Here is a 17,407-nt window from a genome sequence, read left to right as displayed (position 1 = left end):
TCAATCCCTTTTTGGAAAAAGGATTATGGCTGTTGGTAAAGTGTCCGGCCTGCGTTCAGCCACCGGAAACAGACATCGCAGTCAGTGATTTTTATCAACTTCCAGGTTTGTGGCACCAGTTATTTTTAGGGTTGATACCACCATCCGGCGAGCTATATCCAAGACAGCCCAGGATGGTATCAAACAACTCTTCGTGACGGTGCGTTTTACCTATCCGCTGTTGGGCCTTGAGCTGATCGAATGCGTAGAGATTATTGGGTTCAGCCAGGAACTTATCCGATGCCCAGACCATCATTGGCGATCGGAACTGCTCCGGTGGCGCCATATGGCGCGGCGTACCATGCAGATGAGAGTTATCATCAATGGATTCACCGTGATCGGAGGCATAAAACACCAGCGCTTTCTTATCCCGTACCTGATCAATAACCTTGTCTATGAAGCTGTCGGTATATAACACGCTATTATCAAAAGCATTAATAAGTTGCTCACGGGAACAGGACGCATCTACCCCCATACATTCCGGCTGATAGCGGGCATAGCTGCGGGGATAACGCATCGAATAGAGATAATGGGAGCCTTTGGTGTGTAACACAATCAGATGCTTGCCTTTCGGGTAACGTTCCAGCGATTCCTTTACTTCATCCACCAACAGCATGTCATCCACTGACTTACCATCGTTGCTTTTTTCCGACGCAATCATTTCACGGAAAGAGTAGTTGTCAGCTTCAATACTGTTATAGAACCAAACCTCACTCTGCATTGCGAATAGCTCGGATGTAAATCCCAGTTCCTTTAGTACCGCAAAGATATTTTGCTCTTTCAACGTTCGCTGAGGGTTATCTTCAGTTCCCCCTTCCCGCACAAACATGCAACGCATGGAAAGTTTGGTCGAGGTATCGCAGGATTGACCACGAAAAGCGACCAGATTTTTTTCTTTAGACAGCTTGGGAGTGGTATCGCGCTCATATCCCAGTAACCCCATATGATCCCAACGGGTGGTTTCCCCAATGATGAAGACTACATAGGTGTCATCAATGCCTTTTGGCGGAATATAGGTAAAGTGTTTGCCGGGATCGAACAAATTTGTCTCATCCTGACTTTCATCATATTTGGTGTAAGCAAAAAGCCCCAACGCGGATAGCCAGTTTGACGGCAGATAAGAGTGAGCAACCACACCGCCATAGCTGGGCAAGTCAACGTTGGAGAGCTTTTCGGAGACCGACTGATTCCTATCCATATAGCGGATTGGTAGCCAGACCAGGGCAACAACAGCCAGCAGGATCAGAACCGGCGACAGGCGTTTTCCCGGCGATGTCAGTTGCTCAATCAATGTATGGCGCAACGTGTTTTTCCAAATCAGTAATAAGGGTAATGCGCTGACCACCAGCATCCATAAGATAAAATGCAAGCCGATAACTTCTTTGGAAAGATCGATATCCGTTGTCATGACAGCCGCAATGATGCCGTAACCAATGACAACATTAAAAAACGTCATGTAATAACTGGCGGCAACGGAGATGAGCACCAACAATGACGCGACAATACGATAAAAATAGCGCCCGCCCAGTGAAATAATGCGCATCAGGAAAAAGGTAAACAATACAGAGGCAATCAGTTCAATCATCGCAGGGATGAATTTCGACAGCGCTACGCCTGTAGAGGTTGAAAAATTATCGAACCGCCGATAATAGACTGAGATATTGAGGAAAAGGCCAATATATATTGCTAGAACAAACGATAACTTGGGTTGTGAAAAAGAGGTACCAAACTTCATTGCTGCAAGTGCTCCGGCAAACTTATTTATTATCCGAAGCTATAGGACAACGGCGCAATACGGGAGTTCAGTACCACCTCACCTAATCGATGTTGTTCGCATATGGAAAGATTATTATTAGTTTCAGGTTTAAATCATAAGTATTGTTTATGATTATTGCGTCAACATCGCTAACTCCCAATTAATTCAATAAAAATAAGGTCTTTAACCCAGGGAGAAAACCGGAGAATGCAAAGCGTTCCGCAAAATTTTTGTCGTTTGCCATTAACATAAAAAACCACAGGAATCGGCTACGCAAAGCACGCGAAAAGGGTTGGCAGAGGATATTTCTGGTGGCATAACGGTAAAACATTCTGCGATGATATTTATCGCAGCGCGACTGATGGCATATCGGCGTGTATAATGTGGGGAAATGCGCGTTCTGCTGCATCCATATCAATAATTAATCGCAATTAATACAACTTCAATTATGGCTCAAGGCACGTTATATATCGTTTCCGCTCCCAGTGGGGCGGGGAAATCCAGTTTGATTCAGGCGCTATTAAAAACGCAGCCGCTTTACGACACTCAGGTATCGGTTTCACATACCACACGAGCCAAACGACCGGGAGAAAACCACGGCGAGCACTATTTCTTTGTCCCGGTTGATGAATTTAAGCGTATGATCCAAAGAAATGAATTTCTGGAATACGCTGAAGTTTTCGGCAATTACTACGGCACATCCCGGTTGGCAATTGAACAGATATTGGCGACAGGCGTAGATGTATTTCTGGATATTGACTGGCAGGGCGCTCAACAGATCCGCACCCATATGCCGCAGACGCGCAGTATTTTCATTTTGCCGCCGTCAAAAGAAGAACTGGCGCGCCGCCTGCGTGGCCGCGGTCAGGACAGTGACGACGTCATCGCCCGCCGTATGGCGCTGGCGGTGGCTGAAATGACACACTACGCAGAATATGATTATTTAATCGTTAATGATGATTTCGATTTGGCGTTGCTCGATCTGAAAACCATTATTCGCGCTGAACGTCTGCTGTTGAGCAGACAAAAAGTACGGCATGACGCCTTAATCACCAAACTATTGGCAGACTGACGGCTCTTTCAGTATGATGCCCAGTCATTTTATTTCCCTGTGGAGTAGCACATTATGGCACGCGTAACTGTTCAAGACGCTGTAGAGAAAATTGGTAATCGTTTTGACCTGGTGTTGGTCGCTGCTCGTCGCGCCCGCCAGATCCAGATTGGTGGCAAAGATCCGCTGGTGCCGGAAGAAAACGACAAATACACCGTGATCGCGCTGCGCGAGATCGAAGAAGGTCTGATCAACGCCCAGATTATGGACGTTCGTGACCGCCAGGAACAGCAAGAGCAGGAAGCCGCAGAAATTCAGGCGGTCACCGCGATTGCTGAAGGCCGTCGTTAATCAGACTGCGAGTCGCCCTTGTACCTTTTTGAAAGCCTTAATCTGCTGATTCAACGCTATCTGCCAGAAGAGCAGATTAAACGTTTACAGCAGGCTTACCTCGTTGCACGTGATGCTCACGAGGGGCAGACTCGCTCCAGTGGCGAACCTTATATTACTCACCCGGTCGCCGTTGCCTGTATTCTGGCTGAGATGCGCCTCGACTATGAAACGCTGATGGCCGCATTGTTGCACGACGTGATAGAGGATACCCCCGCCACCTATCATGATATGGAACAGCTTTTTGGCAAAAGCGTCGCCGAGCTGGTGGAAGGCGTTTCCAAACTGGACAAGCTGACGTTCCGCGATAAGAAAGAAGCGCAGGCTGAAAACTTTCGCAAAATGATCATGGCGATGGTGCAGGATATCCGCGTCATTCTAATCAAACTGGCTGACCGCACCCACAACATGCGCACGCTGGGTTCGCTGCGCCCGGACAAGCGCCGCCGGATTGCCCGCGAAACGCTGGAAATATACAGTCCGCTGGCGCATCGGCTGGGTATTCATCACCTAAAGACCGAGCTTGAAGAGCTGGGTTTTGAAGCGCTCTATCCTAATCGTTACCGCGTGATTAAAGAGGTCGTTAAGGCTGCCCGTGGCAACCGGAAAGAGATGATCCAGAAAATCCTCGCCGAGATTGAAGGTCGTTTGACCGAAGCCGGGATTGCCTGCCGCGTCAGTGGCCGCGAAAAGCATCTTTACTCCATTTACTGCAAAATGCACCTGAAAGAACAGCGTTTTCATTCCATTATGGATATCTACGCCTTTCGGGTGATAGTTAAAGAACTGGATACCTGCTATCGGGTGTTAGGCCAGGTGCATAGCCTGTATAAGCCGCGTCCCGGGCGGGTAAAAGATTATATCGCCATTCCTAAGGCTAACGGCTATCAGTCACTGCACACCTCGCTGATTGGCCCTCACGGCGTGCCGGTAGAAGTGCAGATCCGTACCGATGATATGGATCAGATGGCGGAAATGGGGGTGGCTGCGCACTGGGCCTATAAAGAAGGCGAAAGCAGCACCACCGCACAGGTTCGCGCACAACGCTGGATGCAAAGCCTGCTGGAGTTGCAGCAGAGCGCGGGCAGTTCATTTGAGTTTATCGAAAGCGTTAAGTCTGACCTCTTTCCGGATGAAATGTATGTCTTCACGCCGGAAGGCCGGATTGTGGAATTACCGGCGGGCGCCACGCCGGTCGACTTCGCCTATGCCGTACATACTGACATTGGCCATGCCTGTGTTGGCGCCAGAGTCGATCGCCAGCCCTACCCGCTGTCACAGTCGCTAACCAGCGGGCAGACCGTTGAGATCATTACCGCGCCAGGCGCCAGACCCAATGCCGCCTGGCTGAATTTCGTCGTCAGTTCCCGAGCGCGGGCCAAAATCCGCCAGATGCTGAAGAATCTCAAACGAGATGATTCCGTCAGCCTGGGCCGGCGCCTGCTGAATCACGCGTTAGGCAGCGGTCGTAAACTTTCAGATATCCCGCAAAAGAATATTCAGCTTGAACTGGATAGAATGAAGCTCGCCACGCTGGACGATCTGATGGCGGAAATTGGAATGGGTAATGCCATGAGCGTGGTGGTGGCGAAAAACCTGTTGAATGAGCAATCCCAGTTAGATAACACCGGGCTGCGCAAGTTGCCGATTAAAGGTGCGGATGGTGTGATGGTTTCTTTCGCCAAATGCTGCCGTCCTATCCCGGGCGATCCGATTATTGCTCATATCAGCCCCGGTAAAGGTCTGGTTATCCATCACGAATCCTGCCGCAATATTCGCGGTTATCAGAAAGAGCCAGAGAAATTTATGGCTGTAGAGTGGGATGATAAAGTTGCGGAGCAGGAATTTATTGCCGAAATCAAAGTGGATATGTTCAACCATCAAGGCGCTCTGGCAAATTTAGCCGCCGCCATCAATACCGCAAACTCGAATATTCAGAGTATTAATACAGAAGAAAAAGATGGCCGCGTATACAGCGCGTTTATTCGTCTCACCACGCTCGACCGCGTTCATCTGGCGAATGTTATGCGTAAGATCCGCGTAATGCCGGATGTAATAAAAGTTAACCGTAACCGAAATTAACCGTTATGACACCTCAACGCTATGCGCGCATAAGAGAGATGCTGACCTGCCGCCAGCCGGATCTGACAATTTGCATGGAGCAGGTGCATAAGCCGCATAATGTTTCCGCCGTTATCCGTACCGCCGATGCGGTGGGCGTCCATCAGATTCATGCCGTATGGCCTACCAGCAGAATGAAAACGCTGGTGTCTTCCGCAGCAGGCAGCAATAGCTGGGTTCGGGTTAAAACACACCGCACCATTCATGACGCGGTAAGCCATCTGCAAACGGAAGGTATGCAGATTCTGGCAACCCATCTTTCTGAACAGGCTGTCGATTTCCGCGAGATTGATTACACCCGCCCGACCTGCATTTTACTAGGGCAAGAAAAAACCGGAATCAGCATGGACGCGCTAAAGCTGGCCGATCAAGACATCATCATTCCGATGACCGGCATGGTACAGTCGCTGAATGTTTCCGTCGCATCCGCATTAATTTTGTATGAAGCCCAGCGCCAACGTCAGTTAGCCGGAATGTACCAGCGTGAAAACAGTCCGTTGGACGCAGAAGAACAGCAGCGGTTGCTGTTTGAAGGCGGCTACCCGGTACTGGCGCGTGTCGCCAAACGTAAAGGTTTGCCCCGCCCTTATATTGATAACAGTGGTCAGATCGTTGCTGATACCGCCTGGTGGGCGTCAATGCAATCCTCGGAGTGCTGATGAAAGGCCGCCTGCTGACTACCCAACCGTTGAGCACCCTTGCTGGCGTGGGTGCCAGCCAGACGGCTAAACTTGCTCGCCTCGGGCTGGAGACCGTGCAGGACCTATTACTGCACCTGCCATTACGCTACGAAGACCGTACTCACCTTTATCCCATTGGCGATCTCCTCCCCGGTATGTACGCCACGGTGGAAGGTGAAATCCTGCGCAACGACATAACCTCTGGCCGTCGCCGTATGTTGACCTGCCAGATCAGTGACGGTAGCGGCGTACTGACCATGCTTTTTTTTAATTTCAATGCGGCGATGAAGAACAGTCTGGCTCCGGGTCAGCGGGTCACCGCGTATGGCGAAATTAAACGGGGCAAAATCGGCGCTGAAATTATCCACCCTGAATACCGTATACAGGGCGATAACATCCAAATCAAATTACAGGAATCCCTGACGCCGGTTTATCCCTCCACCGAAGGCGTTCGCCAGGCAACACTGCGTAAGCTCACCGATCAGGCGCTGGCGTTGCTGGACGCCAATCCTATCGACGAACTGCTGCCGGAAGAGTTGAGCCGATCGCTCATCAGCCTGCCCGAAGCCCTGCACATCCTGCACCGTCCCCCGCCGGATGTGCAGCTTAGTGAACTGGAGCAAGGTAAACACCCGGCGCAACAACGGCTTATTATGGAAGAACTGCTGGCGCATAACTTAAGTATGCTGGCTGTACGGGCTGGCGCGCAACGTTATCAGGCATTGCCACTGGTGGTAAATGACGCCCTCAAACAGCGCCTGCTTGCGGCCATGCCTTTTACGCCTACCCAGGCGCAGGAGCGGGTGGTGGGTGAGATTGAAACCGATATGGAAAAGCCTTTCCCCATGATGCGCTTGGTACAGGGGGATGTTGGTTCAGGAAAAACGCTGGTTGCCGCACTGGCTGCGCTACGGGCGATTGCCAACGGCAAGCAGGTCGCGCTTATGGCGCCGACAGAGTTGCTGGCCGAGCAACATGCCCATAATTTTCGCCAGTGGTTTGAGCCGCTGGGTATCGAAGTCGGCTGGCTGGCTGGCAAGCAGAAAGGCAAAGCCCGGCAGGCACAGCAAGACGCCATTGCCAGTGGTCAGATATCAATGGTGGTGGGGACGCACGCCATTTTTCAGCAGCAGGTAAAATTCAACGGGCTGGCGTTGGTGATTGTTGATGAACAGCACCGTTTCGGTGTGCATCAGCGTCTGGCGCTGTGGGAAAAAGGCGAAGAGCAGGGGTTCCACCCGCACCAGTTGATTATGACTGCCACACCGATCCCCCGCACGCTGGCGATGACCGCTTACGCCGATCTGGATACCTCGGTGATCGATGAATTGCCGCCAGGCAGAACGCCGGTCACCACCGTCGCCATACCGGATTCGCGCCGCAATGACATTATCCAACGAGTCGACAACGCCTGTCAGCAGGAGGGACGGCAAGCCTATTGGGTTTGTACATTGATTGAAGAGTCTGATTTGTTAGAAGCTCAGGCTGCCGAAGCAACTTGTCAGGAATTGAAAGCAGCCTTGCCTGATATCACCGTCGGATTAGTACACGGACGGATGAAAGCACAGGAAAAACAAGCCGTCATGCTGGCCTTTAAACAAGGTGAGCTTCAGCTATTGGTGGCGACAACAGTGATTGAAGTGGGGGTTGACGTGCCGAATGCCAGCCTGATGATTATCGAAAACCCGGAACGACTGGGGCTGGCACAGCTCCACCAGTTACGTGGACGGGTTGGCCGGGGGGCGGTTGCCTCTCACTGCGTGCTGCTTTATAAAACCCCGTTAAGCAAAACCGCACAAAAAAGGCTTCAGGTATTGCGTGACAGCAATGATGGTTTTGTTATCGCACAACGCGACTTGGAAATCCGCGGTCCGGGTGAATTATTAGGCACGCGCCAGACGGGTAATGCCGAATTTAAAGTCGCTGATTTACTGCGCGATCAGGCGCTGATCCCTCAGGTACAGCGCGTTGCCCGCCATCTCCACCAACGTTATCCCAACCATGCCAAAGCATTGATTGAACGCTGGTTGCCGGAACGAACCCGCTATACCAATGCCTAGCGACACGGCATTCAGCGCCATGTCCCATCCAATATCCCTTTAAATAATAAGGCATTAACAACCTGACAAATTGCATATCAGAAACACCGTTCCGCAGACGTTTGCTTTTGTAAAACAGATCATTACAATGCCCTCTTTGTCGTTTCAGGAACGCCAACTATTATGACCGACACCACCACGGATACCCCTCAGACAAACATTCCTGTTGCGCCTCAGCGCAGTGAATTAATCTACCGTCTGGAAGACAGGCCACCGCTGCCGCAAACCTTGTTTGCCGCTTGCCAGCATCTGCTGGCAATGTTTGTCGCCGTCATTACTCCCGCCCTGTTGATCTGTCAGGCGCTGGGCTTACCCGCGCAAGATACGCAACACATCATCAGCATGTCGCTGTTTGCCTCCGGCCTGGCCTCTATTCTGCAAATTAAAACCTGGGGACCGGTTGGCTCGGGTTTGCTGTCCATTCAAGGCACCAGCTTTAACTTCGTTACGCCATTGATCATGGGCGGACTGGCGCTGAAAAACGGCGGCGCGGATGTCCCCACCATGATGGCGGCATTATTCGGTACGCTGATGGTCGCCTCCTTTACGGAAATCATTTTATCCCGTTTTTTACATCTTGCCCGACGGATTATCACGCCGCTGGTATCAGGGATTGTGGTGATGATCATCGGCCTGTCGCTGATTCAGGTCGGTCTGACCTCTATTGGTGGAGGCTATGCCGCGATGAATAACAATACCTTTGGGGCGCCGAAGAATCTGTTGCTGGCAGGCATCGTGCTATTGGTCATTATCCTGCTGAACCGCCAGCGTAACCCTTACCTACGCGTGGCATCACTGGTGATCGCCATGGCCGTCGGTTATCTGGGTGCCTGGTTGATGGATATGTTGCCGAGCGGCGCTCCAGCCGAACCGCGTTCATTTATCATGGTTCCAACGCCGTTATATTACGGTCTGGGCTTTGACTGGAATCTGCTGATCCCGCTGATGCTGGTGTTTATGGTGACATCGCTGGAAACCATTGGTGATATCACCGCAACATCCGATGTATCAGAGCAGCCGGTCAGCGGGCCACTGTATATGAGAAGATTGAAAGGCGGCGTACTGGCAAACGGCCTGAATTCTTGTCTGTCTGCCGTCTTCAATACCTTTCCAAATTCCTGTTTCGGCCAAAATAATGGCGTAATCCAGCTTACCGGCGTCGCCAGCCGCTACGTCGGCTTTGTGGTTGCACTGATGCTGATTGTTCTGGGGTTGTTCCCTGCCGTCAGTGGTTTCGTACAACATATTCCAGAGCCGGTGCTCGGCGGCGCAACTATCGTCATGTTTGGCACCATCGCGGCTTCCGGCGTGCGTATCGTGTCGCGTGAGCCGCTGAACCGTCGCGCCATCATGATTATCGCGCTCTCTCTGGCCGTAGGGCTGGGCGTTTCGCAGCAACCACTCATTCTGCAATTCGCGCCTGACTGGATGAAAACTCTGCTCTCTTCCGGTATTGCCGCTGGCGGTATTACGGCGATTGTGCTGAATCTGGTTTTTCCCCAGGAAGAAAAATAATTCGTACTTGCTTCAATAATCTGTGAGAAGCATGAATAAAAGCGACCGATGGTGCAACACCGGTCGCTTTTTACTGTCTGTAACAGCATTATCTATTGAGCCGTTCGGGTAATTGCGGCATAAAAACAGTTATCCCTGACGACTGGCATGGACTGACACGATGAGATTTATCGGGAAATTATTGCTGACCATCCTGCTGCTGGCATTACTGGCACTGGTTATATTGTATGTATTACTGCAAAGCACCTGGGCTTCAGGCCAGGTCAGCAATTGGGTGAATCAGCATACGGACTATCAAATTTCATTGGGAAAAATTGACCATAACTGGTCTAAACCCGATCATATCCTGCTGAAAGACGTCATATTTGGCTATAAGGATCAGCCGCCAACGCTTACGGCAAAACAGATTTCGGCAGGACTAAGCGTGCGGCAGATAACCGACCCACGCCATTTTTCCAGCCTGCAACTGGAAGGCGGCACGCTGAATCTGTCGCCAACCGCTGCAACCCTGCCCATCGAAGCCGATGTTTTGCAACTGCGGACTATGGCGCTTCAGGCGCAGGATGATAACTGGCAATTAAACGGTCAACAGGTCAATGGCGGTATCACGCCCTGGCAGCCAGAAAAGGGATATTTATTAGGCAAGCAGGGGCATTTCCAACTCAGCGCCCGTTCATTGCGGCTTAATGATATTCCCGCCAGTCAGGTGTTGGTACAAGGCGAAATAAATCGTAATCAACTCACTTTAGATAATTTTGGTGCGGATGTGGCACAAGGCCAGTTAACCGGCAGCGCCAGCCGTGCGGAAGATGGCAGCTGGCAGATCGACAATCTGCGTCTCAGCAAGGTTCGTTTGCAAACGCCAAGAACAATACAAGAATTCTGGCAACCGATTACCGCGTTGCCTTCCGTTGCCGTCTCCCGTTTTGATTTGATTGACGCTCGCATTGAAGGGCCGGGATGGGCGTTTATCGATCTTGACGTCACTCTGCAAAACGTCACATTCAAACAGGATGACTGGCAGAGTGATGATGGCGAGCTGTCGTTCAATGCCACCGATATCGTTAACGGAAATATGCATCTGATCGACCCTATCGTTAATCTGGCACTTTCCTCCAACGGAGTTGAAATCAAACAGTTTACTACTCGCTGGGAAGGAGGCTTGTTGCGCACCAACGGTAACTGGCAGCGCAGCAATCACCGGTTACAACTGGACGAATTCGTTGTCGCGGGTATGGAATACACGTTACCCGGCGACTGGCGTCAGCGCTGGCAAACCACGCTGCCTACCTGGCTGGCGGAAGTGAATATCAAAAAATTCACCGCCAACCGTAATCTGCTGATTGATATCAACCCGGATTTTCCATTTCAGCTTACCGCACTGGATGGATACGGCAGTGACCTGCTACTGGCCCATCATCACCAGTGGGGTATCTGGGCAGGCTCACTGAATCTGAACGCCAGCGATGCGACATTCAATAAAGTCGATGTTCGTCGGCCCTCACTGGCATTAACAGCCAATGAGGGGCAAATCTCATTCAGCGATCTTAGCGCCTTTACACAAAACGGCTTGCTGGAAGCCAAAGCAACTATCGAACAACATCCCAACCGAGCATTTTCGCTTACGATGACCGGACGATCAGTGCCATTGGATATGTTAACGCGCTGGGGATGGCCCACACAGACAGCCGCGCCGTCAGGCAACGCTAACTTGCAGTTACAACTGAACGGGCGGCTGGCTGACAATACGCCGCTGAAACCAACGTTAAGCGGTTCATTGCAGGGCGTTGACAGTAACGGGCAACCAATCAGGCAACAGATGCATCAGGGGGCAGTAACAGAAACGTCACAATGAAAAGCATGGGGTGGTGGGCCGCATCACCTTATTTCAGATCCACCCTGCTCCAGAGGCTCTTCCGGCGTAGCGGGCAACACAATATAGACGCCTTCAAATAATGCGCCTTTTTTATCGTCTCCGAACAGATCCACATTCAATTGAACCCTGGCTTTACGTCCCCGAGCCAGGCGGTCTAAATCGCCACTCAACGAACCGAGATCGGCAATGGCGCTCGGCCTGCCCGTCACCGGTGTGCTGTAGCGAATGTGCGCATCGGCCAGAATAATCGTTCCGCCTAAATGTCTTTCACGCAGTAACAACCAGATTAATCCCCAACCCGTCAGGGTCGCGAGAGAAAACATGCTGCCGGCAAACAACGTATGGTGGGGGTTCTGATTACCGGTTTCCGGCATGGTAGTAATAAATTTCTGACCGGTATACTGGCTTATTCGCACGCCCATTTTTTCACTCAACGGAATGTGTTCGTACCAGGCCTGCTGTAACTGCCCGCACCAGTCAGGACGATGCAAAATATCATCCAGCGTCGCAACCGGTTTGATCATCAGAAAATGCCGTATCGGCGTGGTTTGCGGTGCAGCAATTTCTCCCTGGTTCACAAAACCCAGTTTGGCGAAAAAATCCATCGCATCCTCGCGGGCGCTACACACCACGCGCTTTACCCCCTCCTGACGCGCCACCGATTCCAACGTCATGGCCAGTAACGTTCCCAGACCTTTTCCTCGCACATCAGGGTGAACGGCTAAAAACCGGATCGCCGCTTCGTTGTCGGCATTGATGGATAACCGGCCAATCGCCACCAGCCGCCCGTGTTCATCCACCACCGTCTGATGATGTGCCAATGCATCATAGGCATCACGCTCAGAACCCAGCGGTTGGCGCAGGGGTTTACGCAACATTTCCCACCGGAATTGATAGTACGCATCAAGTTCTTCTGCGCTTTCAGGCACTCTCAGGTGATACATAAACATGCCTCATTAAAAAATGTGTTCGCCTTTACACTTGCAGCCAGAACGTCACCGGCCCATCATTAACCAATGCCACTTTCATATCCGCCGCAAAATGCCCCGTTTCCGTGCGAATATCCTGTTCACGGCACTGCCCGACAAAATACTGATAGAGACGATCGGCCTCTGCCGGATGCGCGCCACGAGAGAAACCGGGACGCATTCCTTTCTGGGTGTCAGCCACCAGCGTAAACTGCGATACCACCAGTACACTTCCGCCAACCTGACGGACATTAAGGTTCATTTTGCCATTATCATCACTGAATATACGGTAACCCAAAACCCGTTCACAAAGTCGCGTGGCCTTTTGCTCATCATCACCTTGCTCAACGCCCAGCAGCACCAACAGCCCGGCGCCGATTTCACCAACAACGGCATTTTTCACCGTAACGCTAGCGCTGGAAACACGTTGAATTAACGCAATCATCGAATGTTACCGCCTCTGTTTTCACTATTCTGAAAGGATTCATAGCCACAAAACCACAAGATAAATCACTCACTGGCTATAACCATCTGCGCGGCAAAAAAATCTGCAACTACCTGACGGTCTGTTACCAGGATGCTGTGGATGCCCAGAGTCTGCGCGGCGGCAACATTAGCGGGATTATCGTCAAAGAAGATAGCTTGATCGGGCGTTACCCCTTCCTGCGTCAGTACATAGTGATAGATGGCCGCTTCAGGTTTGCGCAAGCCGATATCCTGAGAGAGATAAAGACGATCGGTAGCCTCTTCCACTTCCGGGAACAATACCGGCCAATGACTACAATGCAGACGATTGGTATTAGAAAGGATCACTACCCGATGCCCTTCCTTACGCAGTTGCTGCATGATATTGATGACTTCAGGACGCAACGCCACGAAAATAGCCTGCCACCCTGTGGAAAACTGCTCAAAACTTAATGAGATACCCATTTCACGGCATAACTGTTCAGCAAACGCTTCATCACTGATTTCGCCACGCTCATGTTGTTCAAAGGTTTCACCCATCACAAAACGCTCTTTCAGCGTTGCCAGCGGCGCACTACTCAGCTTGCTCCATACGCCCAACACCCGGTTGAAATCGATATCAATAACGACATTACCCAAATCAAAGATATAAAGCATGACACCTTCCTCTTGACGTAAGCGTAGGTTTTTCACTGTAGCGGGAAATGGCAACACTGAACAGGGAGGAGATCAAAGCGCAGAGAATCAGATAAAACTCAGGGCACCCGAAGGCGCCCTGATATTGGCAAGAAGTTACTGATAAATCAGCTTTCTTTACCGCCGCGGTTTGCGCGTTTACGATCGTTCTCAGTCAGGTGACGCTTACGCAGACGGACAGACTGCGGCGTTACTTCAACCAGTTCGTCGTCATCGATAAATTCCAGCGCTTGTTCCAGTGACATTTTAATCGCCGGAACCAGGGTCGTCGCTTCATCCGTACCAGAAGCACGCATGTTGGTCAGTTTTTTCCCGGTCAGACAGTTTACCGTCAGATCATTTGAACGGGAGTGAATACCGATAATCTGGCCTTCATACACTTCAGCCCCGTGGCCCAGGAACAGTTTACCGCGGTCTTGCAGGCCGAACAGCGCAAACGCGACGGCTTTGCCTTGACCGTTGGAAATCAACACGCCGTTCTGACGCTGACCGATATCACCAGGACGCACATCATCGTAGTGACTGAAGGTGGAGTACAGCAGACCAGTGCCAGATGTCATGGTCATGAATTCAGTACGGAAACCGATCAGACCACGAGCAGGGATCAGGTAATCCAGACGGATACGGCCTTTGCCATCCGGGATCATGTCTTTAACATCACCTTTGCGCTCACCCATCGCTTGCATGACGGCGCCCTGATGCTGTTCTTCGATATCCAATGTAACGTTTTCAAACGGTTCCTGATTGCGACCATCAATAACGCGATTAATCACTTTCGGACGTGATACGGCAAGTTCAAACCCTTCACGACGCATATTTTCAATCAGCACGGACAGATGAAGCTCACCACGTCCCGAAACGCGGAAAGCATCCGCATCTTCGGTTTCTTCAACACGCAACGCAACGTTGTGAACCAGCTCTTTATTCAGACGCTCAAGGATCTGACGAGACGTCACATACTTCCCTTCTTTACCGCAGAACGGAGAGGTATTCACGCAGAAGAACATGGTTACCGTTGGTTCATCGACGCTCAATGCCGGCAGGGCTTCAACCGCAGCGGGATCGCAGATGGTATCGGAAATATTCAGCTCACCCAGACCGGTGATGGCAATAATATCGCCCGCTTCCGCCAGAGTTGTTTCGATGCGCTCCAGACCCATATGGCCCAGCACTTTACCGACTTTACCGTTACGGGTTTTCCCTTCACTGTCGATGACCGTAACTTGCTGATTCGGTTTGACCACACCACGTTTGATACGACCAATCCCGATAACGCCAACATAGTTGTTGTAGTCCAACTGGGAGATCTGCATCTGCAAAGGGCCGTCACGGTCGACTTTTGGTGATTCAACGTGTTCGACAATCGCTTCAAACAGCGGCGTCATATCGCTTGCCATATCGTTATGATCCAGACCGGCGATACCGTTTAACGCGGAAGCATAAACGATGGGGAAATCGAGTTGTTCATCGGTTGCATCCAAATTTACGAACAGGTCAAACACCTGATCGACAACCCAGTCAGGACGTGCGCCAGGACGGTCGACCTTGTTGATAACCACGATCGGCTTCAGACCATTAGCGAATGCTTTTTTGGTCACGAAACGAGTCTGCGGCATCGGGCCATCCATTGCATCAACGACTAACAGTACCGAGTCAACCATCGACATTACACGCTCAACCTCACCGCCGAAGTCGGCGTGTCCTGGGGTATCGACGATGTTAATGCGGTAGTCTTTCCAATTAATGGCGGTATTTTTGGCGAGGATGGTAATTCCACGCTCTTTCTCCAAATCGTTGGAGTCCATTACACGTTCGGTTGCTTCAGTGCGTTCTCCGAAAGTTCCGGATTGTTGCAACAACTTATCGACCAGGGTGGTTTTCCCATGGTCAACGTGCGCAATAATGGCGATGTTACGCAAATTTTCGATCACAGCTTTGCCTCAGGCATTTAGAAATAGCGCGCTATTGTACACGTATTAATCGAGGGACTAAACAAGATCACAAGCATCAATGATAAACAACCTGATGCTGCTTACTTTGTGATCCCTTTCACGGTGCAAAAACGCCACAAACGATCATTATTGCACCAAATGAGTGCGATAATTCGCATATAAAGCACCAGTTTGGTGCTGTCGGCTATAATGGTGCAGCGAGTCTTAATGAGGAAAGCCCCAAAGGGCAACACATTGCACTAATTTAAAAAGTTGGCACACTTTTAGCTTTAGTCTACTCACGGTCACAACATCAATCCACAACGATATTCGTTCCACGACGATAAATGACAACCGGGAGAACCAAGTATGTCCGCAGAACATGTTTTGACGATGCTGAATGAACATGAAGTGAAGTTTGTCGATTTGCGCTTCACCGATACTAAAGGCAAAGAACAGCACGTCACCATTCCAGCCCACCAGGTTAATGCCGACTTCTTTGAAGAAGGCAAAATGTTTGATGGTTCTTCAATTGGCGGCTGGAAAGGTATTAACGAATCCGACATGGTATTGATGCCAGATGCCAGCACTGCGGTTATCGACCCATTCTTTGAAGAATCCACACTGATCATCCGTTGTGACATTCTGGAACCCGGCACCATGCAGGGTTATGACCGCGATCCGCGTTCTATCTCTAAGCGTGCCGAAGATTTCCTGCGTTCTTCCGGTATCGCGGATACCGTCCTGTTTGGGCCTGAACCCGAATTCTTCCTGTTTGATGACGTTCGCTTCGGCAGCAGCATCTCCGGTTCTCATGTCACGATTGACGACATTGAAGGCGCCTGGAACTCCAACAAGGAATATGAAGGCGGTAACAAAGGTCATCGTCCGTCCGTCAAAGGCGGTTACTTCCCGGTTCCTCCGGTTGATTCATCACAGGACATCCGTTCCACCATGTGTCTGACCATGGAAGAAATGGGTCTGGTGGTTGAAGCGCATCACCATGAAGTTGCGACCGCAGGCCAGAACGAAGTGGCTACCCGTTTCAACTCCATGACCAAAAAAGCCGACGAAATCCAGATTTATAAATACGTTGTGCATAACGTCGCTCACGCATTCGGCAAAACGGCAACTTTCATGCCGAAACCGATGTTCGGTGACAACGGTTCAGGTATGCACTGCCATATGTCTCTGTCCAAAAATGGGACAAACCTGTTCTCTGGCGACAAATACGGCGGCCTGTCTGAAACCGCGCTGTTCTACATCGGCGGCATCATCAAACACGCTAAAGCCATTAACGCCCTGGCTAACCCGACCACCAACTCATACAAGCGTCTGGTCCCTGGCTACGAAGCACCGGTAATGCTGGCTTATTCCGCCCGTAACCGTTCTGCCTCTATTCGTATCCCGGTCGTGGCCAGCCCGAAAGCTCGCCGTATTGAAGTCCGTTTCCCGGACCCGGCGGCTAACCCATACCTGGCATTCTCCGCGCTGCTGATGGCAGGCCTGGACGGTATCATCAACAAGATTCATCCTGGCGATGCGATGGATAAGAACCTGTACGATCTACCGCCGGAAGAAGCAAGTGAAATCCCAACGGTTGCAGGCTCTCTGGAAGAAGCGCTGAACGCACTGGATGCAGATCGCGAGTTCCTGACCCGTGGCGGCGTATTTACGGATGACACCATTGATGCCTACATCGAACTGCGTAAGGCAGAAAATGACCGCGTTCGCATGACGCCGCATCCGGTTGAGTTTGAACTGTACTATAGCGTTTAATAACTCGCGCTGAATCATACAGTAAGACAGTAGTTTGACCG

Annotated in this window: 13 protein-coding genes; 8 read left to right on the top strand and 5 right to left on the bottom strand. The window is 51.0% G+C overall.

Going from position 1 to position 17,407, the window contains the following annotated elements; all coding sequences use genetic code 11:
- Positions 1-94: 94 nt before the first annotated feature.
- Complete coding sequence (gene eptB / locus BIY29_RS11195; protein ID WP_121575206.1) at positions 95-1,774, bottom strand: kdo(2)-lipid A phosphoethanolamine 7''-transferase; 1,680 nt, start codon at positions 1,772-1,774, stop codon at positions 95-97.
- Between the two features lie 469 nt (positions 1,775-2,243).
- Between eptB and gmk the strand changes: the two genes are divergently transcribed.
- From gmk to BIY29_RS11160, 7 genes are all read left to right on the top strand, one after another.
- The gene (gene gmk / locus BIY29_RS11190) at positions 2,244-2,867 is read left to right on the top strand and encodes a guanylate kinase (protein WP_121575205.1); all 624 of its coding nucleotides are present in this window, start codon (positions 2,244-2,246) and stop codon (positions 2,865-2,867) included.
- Between the two features lie 54 nt (positions 2,868-2,921).
- A complete protein-coding gene (gene rpoZ, locus BIY29_RS11185) occupies positions 2,922-3,197 on the top strand; it encodes a DNA-directed RNA polymerase subunit omega (RefSeq protein ID WP_121575204.1) in 276 nt (91 codons plus the stop codon).
- A gap of 18 nt (positions 3,198-3,215) precedes the next feature.
- Complete coding sequence (gene spoT, locus BIY29_RS11180) at positions 3,216-5,318, top strand: bifunctional GTP diphosphokinase/guanosine-3',5'-bis pyrophosphate 3'-pyrophosphohydrolase (protein ID WP_121575203.1); 2,103 nt, start codon at positions 3,216-3,218, stop codon at positions 5,316-5,318.
- Between the two features lie 5 nt (positions 5,319-5,323).
- Complete coding sequence (trmH, locus tag BIY29_RS11175) at positions 5,324-6,016, top strand: tRNA (guanosine(18)-2'-O)-methyltransferase TrmH (protein WP_121575202.1); 693 nt, start codon at positions 5,324-5,326, stop codon at positions 6,014-6,016.
- Positions 6,016-8,097: an ATP-dependent DNA helicase RecG gene (recG, locus tag BIY29_RS11170; protein ID WP_121575201.1), complete on the top strand. Its 2,082-nt coding sequence runs from the start codon at positions 6,016-6,018 to the stop codon at positions 8,095-8,097. The genes trmH and recG overlap by 1 nt, the downstream gene beginning before the upstream one ends.
- Positions 8,098-8,259: 162 nt before the next feature.
- Positions 8,260-9,651, top strand: a complete 1,392-nt coding sequence (locus tag BIY29_RS11165; protein ID WP_121575200.1) for a nucleobase:cation symporter-2 family protein — start codon at positions 8,260-8,262, stop codon at positions 9,649-9,651.
- A 160-nt stretch (positions 9,652-9,811) separates the two neighbouring features.
- Positions 9,812-11,506 carry an AsmA family protein gene (locus tag BIY29_RS11160; protein WP_121575199.1) on the top strand — a complete coding sequence of 565 codons (1,695 nt, stop codon included), beginning with the start codon at positions 9,812-9,814 and terminating at the stop codon, positions 11,504-11,506.
- Between the two features lie 23 nt (positions 11,507-11,529).
- Here BIY29_RS11160 and fabY read toward each other — a convergent pair whose 3' ends face one another.
- The 4 genes from fabY to typA all read right to left on the bottom strand — a co-directional run bounded on the left by fabY (position 11,530) and on the right by typA (position 15,587).
- On the bottom strand, positions 11,530-12,471 hold the full coding sequence (gene fabY, locus BIY29_RS11155) for a fatty acid biosynthesis protein FabY (protein WP_121575198.1): 942 nt from the start codon (positions 12,469-12,471) through the stop codon (positions 11,530-11,532).
- Between the two features lie 31 nt (positions 12,472-12,502).
- Complete coding sequence (dtd, locus tag BIY29_RS11150; protein ID WP_121575197.1) at positions 12,503-12,940, bottom strand: D-aminoacyl-tRNA deacylase; 438 nt, start codon at positions 12,938-12,940, stop codon at positions 12,503-12,505.
- A 65-nt stretch (positions 12,941-13,005) separates the two neighbouring features.
- Positions 13,006-13,617: a glucose-1-phosphatase gene (gene yihX / locus BIY29_RS11145; RefSeq protein ID WP_121575196.1), complete on the bottom strand. Its 612-nt coding sequence runs from the start codon at positions 13,615-13,617 to the stop codon at positions 13,006-13,008.
- A gap of 146 nt (positions 13,618-13,763) precedes the next feature.
- Positions 13,764-15,587, bottom strand: coding sequence for a ribosome-dependent GTPase TypA (gene typA, locus BIY29_RS11140; protein ID WP_121575195.1), 1,824 nt, complete (start codon positions 15,585-15,587; stop codon positions 13,764-13,766).
- Positions 15,588-15,956: 369 nt separating this feature from the next.
- Between typA and glnA the strand changes: the two genes are divergently transcribed.
- Positions 15,957-17,366, top strand: a complete 1,410-nt coding sequence (gene glnA / locus BIY29_RS11135) for a glutamate--ammonia ligase (protein WP_121575194.1) — start codon at positions 15,957-15,959, stop codon at positions 17,364-17,366.
- Positions 17,367-17,407: the final 41 nt, after the last annotated feature.

Origin of the sequence: Brenneria alni (assembly GCF_003666245.1) — a bacterium.
In the GTDB taxonomy this organism is placed as follows: domain Bacteria; phylum Pseudomonadota; class Gammaproteobacteria; order Enterobacterales; family Enterobacteriaceae; genus Brenneria; species Brenneria alni.
Note: the sequence above shows the minus strand (reverse complement) of the source record. Positions and strands in the feature narration are given on the sequence as shown.

Bases quoted from the DNA above. Each gene is read 5' to 3' on its own strand.
- eptB (WP_121575206.1), bottom strand. From the start codon at position 1,774: ATGAAGTTTGGTACCTCTTTTTCACAACCCAAGTTATCGTTTGTTCTA.
- gmk (WP_121575205.1), top strand. From the start codon at position 2,244: ATGGCTCAAGGCACGTTATATATCGTTTCCGCTCCCAGTGGGGCGGGG.
- rpoZ (WP_121575204.1), top strand. From the start codon at position 2,922: ATGGCACGCGTAACTGTTCAAGACGCTGTAGAGAAAATTGGTAATCGT.
- trmH (WP_121575202.1), top strand. From the start codon at position 5,324: ATGACACCTCAACGCTATGCGCGCATAAGAGAGATGCTGACCTGCCGC.
- recG (WP_121575201.1), top strand. From the start codon at position 6,016: ATGAAAGGCCGCCTGCTGACTACCCAACCGTTGAGCACCCTTGCTGGC.
- BIY29_RS11165 (WP_121575200.1), top strand. From the start codon at position 8,260: ATGACCGACACCACCACGGATACCCCTCAGACAAACATTCCTGTTGCG.
- BIY29_RS11160 (WP_121575199.1), top strand. From the start codon at position 9,812: ATGAGATTTATCGGGAAATTATTGCTGACCATCCTGCTGCTGGCATTA.
- fabY (WP_121575198.1), bottom strand. From the start codon at position 12,471: ATGTATCACCTGAGAGTGCCTGAAAGCGCAGAAGAACTTGATGCGTAC.
- dtd (WP_121575197.1), bottom strand. From the start codon at position 12,940: ATGATTGCGTTAATTCAACGTGTTTCCAGCGCTAGCGTTACGGTGAAA.
- yihX (WP_121575196.1), bottom strand. From the start codon at position 13,617: ATGCTTTATATCTTTGATTTGGGTAATGTCGTTATTGATATCGATTTC.
- glnA (WP_121575194.1), top strand. From the start codon at position 15,957: ATGTCCGCAGAACATGTTTTGACGATGCTGAATGAACATGAAGTGAAG.